The following is an 8,237-nucleotide window of genomic DNA, read 5'->3' as shown; positions in this document are numbered from 1 at the left end:
AAGCCACGACGACACTGCGCTTAGCTACACGATCAGCGTGATGGCGTCCGATCAGCCAGTGGAAAAGGCCGGTTTCTTCGGCCGTATGTTCGGCAAGGGCAGTAGCTCCAGCGGTCCGGCGGTCGCTCCGCGCCAGATTGTGGTCAGCGTGACCAACAGCGGCCAAGGTTCGAGCCAGGTTCGCGCGCAGGGCGAAGCCGCTGCCGTTGCGAAGGTTGTCGACAGCTTGAAGTCCCGTCTGGGTGGAAAGGGCTGAGCCCACGCTCAGTCCCTCGCGACAGATAAAAAAAGCCGCCCAATGGGCGGCTTTTTTATTGGTGAAGAGGCTCTCAGCGCTCGAGCAGCTTGAGCTTGTCGGGTTTGCCTTCCCATTCTTTCGCGTCGGCCAAGGCGTCTTTGCGCTGAGTGATGACCGGCCAGGATTTGGCCAGTTCCTTATTCAGTGCAGTGAAGGACTCTTGACCGGCAGGCACGTCATCTTCCGGGTAAATCGCGTTGATCGGGCACTCGGGTTCGCACAACGTGCAATCGATGCACTCGTCGGGATTGATGGCCAGAAAGTTGGGACCTTCATGGAATGCGTCGACAGGACAGACTTCAACGCAATCGGTGTATTTGCATTTGATGCAGTTATCAGTGACGACAAAAGTCATGCTGCCGTGTGCCTGCTTTGGATCGGAAGTCCGATCATAATGGGTGGGTGGCGCTCCCAACGAGGTTCGAACTCGTGTTCTCGCCTTGAGAGGGCGATGTCCTAGGCCACTAGACGATGGGAGCGTATTGCTGCAAGGCGCGGTAGTATAGCTGAATTGTCCCGCCCGGCAACGCGCGAGGGCGGTGACGAGCATCGTTGGATACGCTCACAGAACAATGCTTTTGGCCGCGACAATCGGGCCAAGCCGGCAGGCTTAGTTTAGGCCATGCCATTGGAAGATGAATGCTCCCAAGGACTTTGATCGCTTGAATTCCAAAGCCAGGAACGACGCCAAGCACGCGCTACGCATCATTCCGCGCGAGCAGCACACGATCTCTCGCAAGAACATCAGCAAAGCTGCGTTGCGTGTGCTCTATCGTCTGAATGAGGCCGGTTACGACGCCTATCTGGTGGGCGGCGCCGTGCGCGATCTGCTGCTGGGCGGCCACCCGAAGGATTTCGACGTTGCCACCAATGCAACGCCGGACGATGTGAAGAAACTCTTCCGCAACTGCAGACTGATCGGTCGCCGCTTCCGCTTGGCGCACGTGGTGTACGGATCGGAGATTATCGAAGTTGCCACCTTCCGCGGGACCAGCGAGGAAGAAGGCGGCGAGGGCGATCGTCACATCGTCGATGGCCGCATCGTGCGCGACAACGTATGGGGCACGATTGAGGAAGACGCGCTACGCCGCGATTTCCGCGTCAACGCGATGTACTACGGCATCGACGATTTCGCCGTGCGCGATTACGTCGGCGGGATGCAGGATCTGCAAGATCGCGTGCTGCGGCTGATCGGCGATCCGACCACGCGTTATCGCGAAGACCCGGTCCGCATGCTGCGCGCGGCACGTCTCGCGGCGAAGCTCGATTTCCGCATCGATTCGTCGGCCTCTGCGCCGTTTGCGGAACTGGGGCCATTGCTCAGCGGCGTGGCGCCGGCGCGGCTCTTCGATGAGTCGCTCAAGATGTTTCTCACCGGGCACGGCTTGAAGAGCTTTCGCATGCTCGAGCAATGCGGGTTACTCAAATTCATGTTCCCGGCCACGGCGCGTGCGCTCAAGCGTGGCGACAACGCGTTGCGTGAGTTGATCGAGAACGGCCTGGAAAACACTGACGCACGCATCAGCGACGGCAAGTCGGTCACGCCGGCATTTCTGTTTGCGCTGCTGCTGTGGGGTGAAGTGCGCGATCTGGCGCACACCTGGACCACGCAGGGCAAAGATGCCAACGAAGCGTGGTCGCGTGCAGCGATGCATGTCCTGGCCGAGCAGTGCCAGCGTGTCGCGATTCCACGCCGCTTTACGATCACGATGGAGGAGATCTGGTCGCTGCAGCCGCGCTTCGAGCATATTCAGCGCAAGAAGGTTTTTCGCCTGCTGGCGCATCCACGCTTCCGCGCCGCGTTTGATTTTCTCTTGCTGCGTTCGGCTGAATCGCCCGCCATCGGTGAGCTCGGCCAATGGTGGGCGCATGCGCAGCAATTGCCGCACGAAACCCTTGCCGCTGCGCTCCCGTTGCAAGGCACGCATATCGCAGGTGACATCGAGCCAGCACGGGGCACTGCGGCACGCAAGCGCAAACGTCGCCGCAAACCCGCGGGTAAATCAGGAACCACTTGATGCGCGCCTACATCGCGCTTGGCAGCAATCTCGGCGATTCGAAGCAGCAACTTCTCGATGCGATAGATAAGTTGGGCCGCCTTCCGAACTCGCGGGTGCTCGCTCGCTCGCGTGTTTATCGCACGCCACCATGGGGCAACGTCGAGCAACCTGATTTCCTCAATGCGGTCGTCGCGCTCGAAACGCCGTTGCTGCCGCATGACTTGCTCGATGCGTTGCTTGAGATCGAACGCGAAGCAGGGCGCACGCGTCATGGCGAGCGCTGGGGGCCGCGTACGCTCGATCTGGATCTGCTCTACGTTGCCGGTCAAACGGTGAACGATGAGCGACTCACCTTGCCGCATCCGCATATTTCCGAGCGGGCATTCGTATTGCTGCCGCTCAACGATCTGGCCCCCGATCTTGAAATTCCCGGGCAAGGCCGTGTGAGTAACCTGCTGCGAGCCGTTGATACACAAGGCTGTGAGGCAATGGCTTGAGCCTTTGCCGTCCCACGCCGGATAATTGTTCACCGCAGCATTGAAGGAAGTGCCCGTGTACGTCGAAAACGCAAGCGCCCCCGCTCGCAAGCCGGTGACCGTGCCGAGCCTGCATGCGATGAAAGCGGAAGGGCGCAAGATCGTCATGCTTACCGCGTACGACGCGAGCTTTGCCGCGCAGGTGGAGCAGGCGGGCGTGGATATCGCGCTGGTGGGCGATTCGTTGGGCATGGTGGTTCAGGGGCTTCGCAGCACGTTGCCGGTCACGCTCGATCAGATGGTCTACCACACCGCCGCGGTGGCGCGCGGTTTGTCGACGACATTGCTGGTTACCGATGTTCCGTTTCTTGCCGATCGCGATGTCGCTTACGCACTGGAAGCCGGCGCGCGCCTGGTTGGCGAAGCGGGTGCGGCGATGCTCAAGATCGAAGGTGCTTCCCCGCATATCCTCGAAGCCATTCATGCGCTGACCGAGCGTGTCATTCCGGTCTGCGCGCATCTTGGGCTCACGCCGCAATCGGTGCACAAGTTCGGTGGATTCAAGATTCAGGGCCGCGAGCATGACGCTGCCCAGCGCGTGCTGAACGAGGCGCTGGCCGTGCAGGAAGCCGGCGCCGATCTGCTGGTCCTGGAGGGTGTGCCGACCTCGTTGGGTGAGCGTATAACCCGGGCGCTTAAAATCCCCGTGATCGGCATTGGCGCTGGCCCGCACTGTGACGGGCAGGTGCTGGTGATCTATGACATGCTGGGCATCACACCCGGCAAGCGTCCGAAGTTCAGCAAGGATTTTCTCGCGGGCCGCCAGTCGGTCAGCGAGGCGATCCAGGCGTATGTCGCCGATGTTCGCAGTGGTACCTTTCCGGCCGCCGAACACAGCTACAGCTAAATCCAATCAACGACAAACCGGTTCAAAGAGCGAGCATTCATGCAAACCTTGCAAGACGCAGCGGGACTGCGAGCCACCATCCGTGGTTGGCGTTCGCAAGGGCAAACCGTCGGCTTCGTGCCAACCTTGGGCAACTTGCACGCCGGCCATCATTCGCTGGTGAAGTTGGCGCGCGCGCGCGCCGATCGTGTCGTGGCAAGCGTTTTCGTCAATCCCACGCAGTTCGGACCGAATGAAGATTTCGAGCGTTATCCGCGCACCATGACGCAGGATCAGGCTGGCCTGGCTGAATCGGGTTGCGATCTTCTGTTCGCGCCGGATGTGGCTACCATCTATCCGTTTGGCGCGGCGAACAGCGTCAGCATTCATGTGCCGGAGATCACCGACACGTTGGAAGGCGCATATCGGCCGGGTCATTTTGACGGCGTCGCCACGGTCGTGTGCAAACTATTCAACCTTGTTCAGCCGGATATCGCGATATTCGGACAGAAAGATTTCCAGCAGCTCAAGGTGATCGAGCGCATGGTGCGAGACCTCGCGCTGCCCGTGAAAGTCATGGGGGCGCCGACTCTGCGTGCGGACGACGGTCTGGCGCTAAGCTCCCGCAACCAATACCTGTCGCCGGAAGATCGCACCGTCTCCATCACCATTTACGAGACCCTGCAACAAATGCGCGAGCTGGTCGCCAAGGGCCACCATCCCAAGGTGGTGGAGCAGGCGGCTACGTCCAAGCTGGAACGTGCCGGCTTTGTCCCGGATTACGCCGCCATCCGGCGTGCGGAAGACCTTTCGGAGCCTGCGGACAACGAGCGCGAAGGCCTGGTTGCCCTGATTGCGGCCAAGCTGGGGACCACGCGCCTGATCGACAACTTGTTGTTCGATTAGGCCATCCCCATTTAGCGCCCGTAAGCCGATGTTGCGGCGCAACGGCGGCGGCTCGATAATATCCGCTATGCAGGCAGTTCCTGCAGGAATTGAAGTCATGCAACTCAACATGCTGAAGGCGAAGATCCATCGTGCAACCGTGACCCACGCGGAGCTGCATTATGAAGGCTCGATCGCCATCGACGGCTTGCTGCTCGATGCGTCGGGCATTCGCGAGTACGAACAAATTCATGCCTGGAACATCAACAACGGCAAGCGCTTTGTCACCTATGCGCTGCGTGCTGAAGAGGGTTCCGGCATCATCTCGGTGAATGGCAGCGCCGCGCACCGTGCGCAGCCCGGCGACCTGGTCATCATCGCCGCGTTCGTGCACTTGAACGAAGCTGAGCTGGAGAAGTTCCAGCCGACGCTCGTCTATGTAGGTGAAGGCAATCGCATCAGCCACACGAATCGTTCGATTCCCAAGCAGATGGCTGCGGCCTAAGAAACCTTTCTCTTCAGGCGGCTGTATCGGCCGCCTGTTGTTGCTTCAACGCCCACGCAACGTGTTCGCGCACGATCTCCGATGGATGATCGCTGCGTGCCGTGAGCGCGTTTCGAACGGCATCTGAGGGTGGCGCATTGCCCAGCGCCACGGCGATGTTGCGCAACCAGCCTTCGTAGCCTGTACGGCGGATCGCCATACCTTCCGTACGCTGCAGGAATTCCGCTTCGCTCCAGGCGAATAGCTCAACCAGTTTCGCACCGTCCAGGCGATGGCGTGGCGCGAAATCAGGTTCTTCCGTGTCCTGCGCGAATTTGTTCCACGGGCAAATGAGCTGGCAATCGTCGCAACCAAAAATGCGGTTGCCCATCGGCGCGCGCAGTTCTTCCGGAATCGATCCTTTCAATTCGATCGTCAGATAAGAAATGCAGCGCCGCGCATCGAGCCGATACGGACCGATGATCGCCTGCGTCGGACAAATATCGATGCACTTTCGACAGGTGCCGCAATGCGCGCTTGCTGCGTCATCGATAGGTAAGGGTAGGTTGGTGTAAAGCTCCCCGAGGAAGAAATACGAACCGGCCTGCTTGTTGATCAACACGGTGTGTTTGCCGATCCAGCCGAGACCTGCATTGCGCGCCAGCGCTTTCTCAAGCACCGGTGCTGAATCGACATAGGCGCGATAACCGAAATCGCCGATCGAACCGCGAATGCGTTCGGCCAGCTTTTGCAATCGATTGCGCATCAGCTTGTGGTAATCGCGGCCCAGCGCGTAACGCGCCACATAGCCCGCCTCGGCATCGTTGATCACATTCCACGCATGTGCGGTACCGGGCGGCATGTAATCCATGCGCACGGAAATCACGCGCTGCGTACCGGGTTCGAGCTCGTGGGGGCGGCTGCGGCGCGTGCCGTGGCGTGCCATGTACTCCATTTCGCCGTGATAACCGTCGTCGAGCCAGTTCTTCAGGTGCTTTTCGTCCTGGCCCAGTTCGATGCCGCTGATGCCTGCTTCGGCAAAGCCGAGCTCGCGCGCCCAGCGTTTGATATCGCTGGCGAGTGCGGCGTAATCGGGCTGGGCTTGCATAGACATGCTTCTAGTGTAATCGCTGCCTATAATCGGCTGATGCATGCAGCGACGCATCACCACGATCTATACACCGTCGAGCAGGTGCGGGCGCTTGACCGCCGTGCGATCGACGATCTAGGTATCAGCGGTTTGGAGCTGATGAGCCGCGCCGCCGCCGTGGCGTTTGCCTGCTTTTGCCGCCAATGGCCGCAAGCGCGGCGTCTGGTGGTGTTTTGCGGGCCTGGAAACAACGGTGGCGACGGTTATCTGGTCGCCAGCCTCGCGCATGGTGCGGGCCTGGGCGTCGAAGTGGTCGAATTGAACGACGCGCAGCAGGGCGATGCCAAATCCGCGCGCGAGACCTGGCAACGCAGCGCGGGCGTCACGCATCGCTGGCATCGGGATGGATCGTTGCCGCTCGCCGATGTTTACGTCGACGCGCTTTATGGCACAGGCTTGAATCGTGCTCCCGAGGCATCGGCATCGTCACTGATCGATCGTATCAACGCATCCGGTGTGCCGGTGATGGCGCTCGATGTGCCTTCGGGATTGAACGCGGATACGGGCCATTGCCCGGGTTCGGCCATCGTTGCGCAACTTACCGTCAGTTTCATTGCGGCCAAACGCGGCACGTATACGGGACAGGCGGCGACGAAGGTTGGCACGTTGGTCGTGGACACGCTGGGTTTGCCGGAGATTCTCTGGCAAGGCATGCCCAGCGACGCTGCACTGTTGGAAGCGGCGCATTTACCGCCGCGTGCGCGCGATGCACACAAGGGCAATAACGGACACGTGCTCGCCATCGGTGGCGATCACGGCACGGCTGGCGCGATTCGTTTGTGTAGTGAAGCGGCGCTTCGTAGCGGTGCAGGGTTAGTGAGTGTTGCCACGCGCGCCGATAATCTTTTTGCATTGAATGCAGCACGCCCGGAATTGATGGCGCATGCGGTGCACGGCCCCCAAGAACTACAGTCTTTGCTTGAGCGCGCTACCGTTTTGGCGGTAGGGCCCGGTTTGGGTCAGGCAGCGTGGGGGCATGCGCTTTGGTTGACGGCGCTCGACAGCGGTAAACCAATGGTGCTTGATGCCGATGGGCTCAATTTGCTTGCTCGCGAACCGCGACAGTTCAGCACACCTGTCGTCCTGACGCCGCATCCTGGTGAGGCCGCACGGCTTCTTTCGTCGACGATAGCGGAGGTGGAAAAAGACCGTTTCGCCGCTGCACGTGCATTGGCGCAACGCTATGATGCTGTTGCCGTACTGAAAGGTTCGGGCAGTCTGATTGCCCATCCGGATGGACGTCTGGACGTCTGTACCTGGGGAAATCCCGGAATGGCCACGGGTGGCATGGGTGATCTGATGACGGGCGTTATTGCTGCGTTGATGGCGCAAGGTTGCGATGCGTGGCAAGCGGCACGAATGGGTGTCGGCCTGCACGCGCGTGCGGGCGATCTGGCGGCGCGCCATGGTGAGCGCGGTTTATTGGCGAGCGATTTGTTGGAACCTTTGCGCACACTCGGTAACGGACTTGCGCATGGCTGAGCGTCATTGGAAACTCGCCGATGAAGACGCGACGCGTGCATTCGGCACACGTGTTGCGGACGTGCTCGAGGGTGGCATCGTCATTTATCTGCACGGCGAACTCGGTGCAGGCAAGACAAGCTTCGCGCGTGCATTGCTGACGGCACTGGGCGTTGGCGAGCGCATCAAGAGTCCTACGTACAGTTTGGTCGAGGGTTATCAGGCCAAGGAGCGCCCCGCGTGGCATCTGGACCTTTATCGCATCGCCGATCCCGGTGAACTGGAATGGCTGGGGTTGGATGCCTTGTCCGATCCGGCTGCCGTGGTGCTCGTGGAGTGGCCCGAACGTGGGAAAGGGGCGTTACCGGCGTCCGATCTGGAGCTCGAGCTGACTTATAGCGGAACCGGTCGGAGTGTCGCTTTGCGACCCTCCACGAGCCGGGGAGAGCAACTGCTGGCTCGTCTGAAGTGAAACGCAAGTAGTCGTAAGTGTTCGTCCGGCATAAGAAAACTGAACAAGGCGACGCCGACAGGTGTGCGTTCAAAATGCGTGGCTTATAGCCGATAGCTTGAGCTGGTCTGACAAATAGCCTGCAG

General features: G+C 60.3%; 9 protein-coding genes, 1 tRNA gene and 1 pseudogene. 8 read left to right on the top strand and 3 right to left on the bottom strand.

Annotated elements, in window-relative coordinates; all coding sequences use genetic code 11:
* Positions 1-256 (top strand): annotated as a pseudogene (locus VK725_RS01825) (hypothetical protein); the annotation flags it as partial.
* 73 nt (positions 257-329) lie between these two features.
* On the opposite strand, the gene fdxA reads toward VK725_RS01825, so the two are convergent.
* Positions 330-653 (bottom strand): ferredoxin FdxA, encoded by a 324-nt coding sequence (fdxA, locus tag VK725_RS01820; RefSeq protein ID WP_126672917.1) that lies wholly within the window; start codon positions 651-653, stop codon positions 330-332.
* A gap of 48 nt (positions 654-701) precedes the next feature.
* Positions 702-777 (bottom strand) — tRNA-Glu (locus tag VK725_RS01815).
* A gap of 183 nt (positions 778-960) precedes the next feature.
* On the opposite strand from VK725_RS01815, the gene pcnB reads away from it, so the two are divergent.
* The 5 genes from pcnB (at position 961) to panD (ending at position 5,050) form a co-directional block, all read left to right on the top strand.
* A complete protein-coding gene (gene pcnB, locus VK725_RS01810; RefSeq protein WP_325316353.1) occupies positions 961-2,316 on the top strand; it encodes a polynucleotide adenylyltransferase PcnB in 1,356 nt (451 codons plus the stop codon).
* On the top strand, positions 2,313-2,795 hold the full coding sequence (gene folK / locus VK725_RS01805) for a 2-amino-4-hydroxy-6-hydroxymethyldihydropteridine diphosphokinase (protein ID WP_325316352.1): 483 nt from the start codon (positions 2,313-2,315) through the stop codon (positions 2,793-2,795). The genes pcnB and folK overlap by 4 nt, the downstream gene beginning before the upstream one ends.
* Before the next feature lie 55 nt (positions 2,796-2,850).
* Positions 2,851-3,681: a 3-methyl-2-oxobutanoate hydroxymethyltransferase gene (panB, locus tag VK725_RS01800; protein WP_325316351.1), complete on the top strand. Its 831-nt coding sequence runs from the start codon at positions 2,851-2,853 to the stop codon at positions 3,679-3,681.
* 39 nt (positions 3,682-3,720) lie between these two features.
* Positions 3,721-4,566: a pantoate--beta-alanine ligase gene (panC, locus tag VK725_RS01795; protein ID WP_325316350.1), complete on the top strand. Its 846-nt coding sequence runs from the start codon at positions 3,721-3,723 to the stop codon at positions 4,564-4,566.
* Positions 4,567-4,663: 97 nt separating this feature from the next.
* Entirely contained in the window at positions 4,664-5,050 is a 387-nt protein-coding gene (gene panD / locus VK725_RS01790) for an aspartate 1-decarboxylase (RefSeq protein ID WP_204682128.1), read from the top strand.
* A gap of 13 nt (positions 5,051-5,063) precedes the next feature.
* Here panD and queG read toward each other — a convergent pair whose 3' ends face one another.
* Positions 5,064-6,137, bottom strand: a complete 1,074-nt coding sequence (gene queG, locus VK725_RS01785; protein WP_325316349.1) for a tRNA epoxyqueuosine(34) reductase QueG — start codon at positions 6,135-6,137, stop codon at positions 5,064-5,066.
* Between the two features lie 39 nt (positions 6,138-6,176).
* Here queG and VK725_RS01780 point away from each other — a divergent pair, with 39 nt between their 5' ends.
* Together VK725_RS01780 and tsaE are read left to right on the top strand one after the other, a co-directional pair.
* Positions 6,177-7,661, top strand: a complete 1,485-nt coding sequence (locus tag VK725_RS01780) for an NAD(P)H-hydrate dehydratase (RefSeq protein WP_325316348.1) — start codon at positions 6,177-6,179, stop codon at positions 7,659-7,661.
* Entirely contained in the window at positions 7,654-8,112 is a 459-nt protein-coding gene (tsaE, locus tag VK725_RS01775; RefSeq protein WP_325316347.1) for a tRNA (adenosine(37)-N6)-threonylcarbamoyltransferase complex ATPase subunit type 1 TsaE, read from the top strand. The genes VK725_RS01780 and tsaE overlap by 8 nt, the downstream gene beginning before the upstream one ends.
* Positions 8,113-8,237: the final 125 nt, after the last annotated feature.

This window comes from Dyella sp. (genome assembly GCF_035486915.1).
Lineage (GTDB): Bacteria > Pseudomonadota > Gammaproteobacteria > Xanthomonadales > Rhodanobacteraceae > Dyella_B.
The sequence above is the reverse complement of the archived record's forward strand: the minus strand, read 5'-3'. Positions and strand labels throughout refer to the sequence as shown.